Below are 1,324 nucleotides of genomic sequence, written 5' to 3'. Positions count from 1 at the left end.
TCGGTCGCGAAGCGGCAGACCGTGCTGTTCGCGTTCCGCGAGCTGCTCAACGCGCGCAAGGGCGAGCTCGCCGCGATCATCACGGCCGAGCACGGCAAGGTCCTCTCCGACGCCATGGGCGAGATCCTGCGCGGCCAGGAGGTCGTCGAGCTCGCCACCGGGTTCCCGCACCTCATCAAGGGCGCGTTCAGCGAGAACGCCTCGACGGGCATCGACGTGTACTCGATCAAGCAGCCTCTCGGCGTGGTGGGCGTGATCAGCCCGTTCAAYTTCCCGGCCATGGTGCCGATGTGGTTCTTCCCCATCGCGATCGCGGCCGGCAACGCGGTCGTGCTCAAGCCGAGCGAGAAGGACCCCTCGGCGGCGCTGTGGCTCGCGCAGCTGTGGAAGGAGGCCGGRCTGCCGGACGGCGTGTTCACGGTCCTTCAGGGCGACAAGCTCGCCGTCGAYGGCCTCCTCACCGACCCSCGCGTGCAGTCGGTGTCGTTCGTCGGCTCGACGCCGATCGCGCAGTACATCTACGAGACCGCGTCGAAGCACGGCAAGCGCGTGCAGGCGCTCGGCGGCGCGAAGAACCACATGCTCGTGCTGCCCGACGCCGACCTCGACCTCGTCGCCGACCAGGCGATCAACGCCGGCTATGGCGCGGCGGGGGAGCGGTGCATGGCGATCTCGGTCGTGCTCGCGGTCGAGCCGGTGGCCGACGAGCTCATCGCGAAGATCTCGGAGCGGATCGCGAAGCTCCGCATCGGCAACGGCGCCGGCGTCGACGGCGTCGAGCCCGACATGGGCCCGCTGATCACCGCGCAGCACCGCGAGAAGGTCGCCGGCTACGTCGACATCGCCGAGCAGGATGGCGCCACGATCGTCGTCGACGGGCGCGACTTCCGCGTCGAGGGGCACGAGGACGGCTTCTTCTTCGGCCCGACGCTCATCGACAAGGTGCCGACCACCTCTCGCGCGTACCAGGAGGAGATCTTCGGGCCCGTGCTCGAGGTCGTCCGCGTGCAGAGCTTCCAGGAGGGCGTCGACCTCATCAACTCCGGGCAGTTCGGCAACGGAACCGCGATCTTCACGAACGACGGCGGCGCGGCACGCCGCTTCCAGAACGAGATCCAGGTCGGCATGATCGGCATCAACGTGCCGATCCCCGTGCCGGTCGCGTACCACTCGTTCGGCGGATGGAAGCAGTCGCTGTTCGGCGACGCGAAGGCGTACGGCGTGCACGGCTTCGACTTCTTCACGCGCGAGAAGGCCGTCACGAGCCGCTGGCTCGACCCCGCGACCCACGGCGGCATCAACCTCGGCTTCCCCCAGAACGACT

General features: G+C 68.7%; 1 protein-coding gene. It reads left to right on the top strand.

The window, feature by feature from the left end; all coding sequences use genetic code 11:
• Positions 1 to 1,324 (top strand): CoA-acylating methylmalonate-semialdehyde dehydrogenase (locus ACOWU6_RS16795; RefSeq protein ID WP_421076397.1); only part of this gene is annotated, 1,324 nt, incomplete at both ends.

Source organism: Microbacterium sp. SA156 (assembly GCF_049065455.1).
Lineage (GTDB): Bacteria > Actinomycetota > Actinomycetes > Actinomycetales > Microbacteriaceae > Microbacterium > Microbacterium barkeri.
Note: the sequence above shows the minus strand (reverse complement) of the source record. Positions and strands in the feature narration are given on the sequence as shown.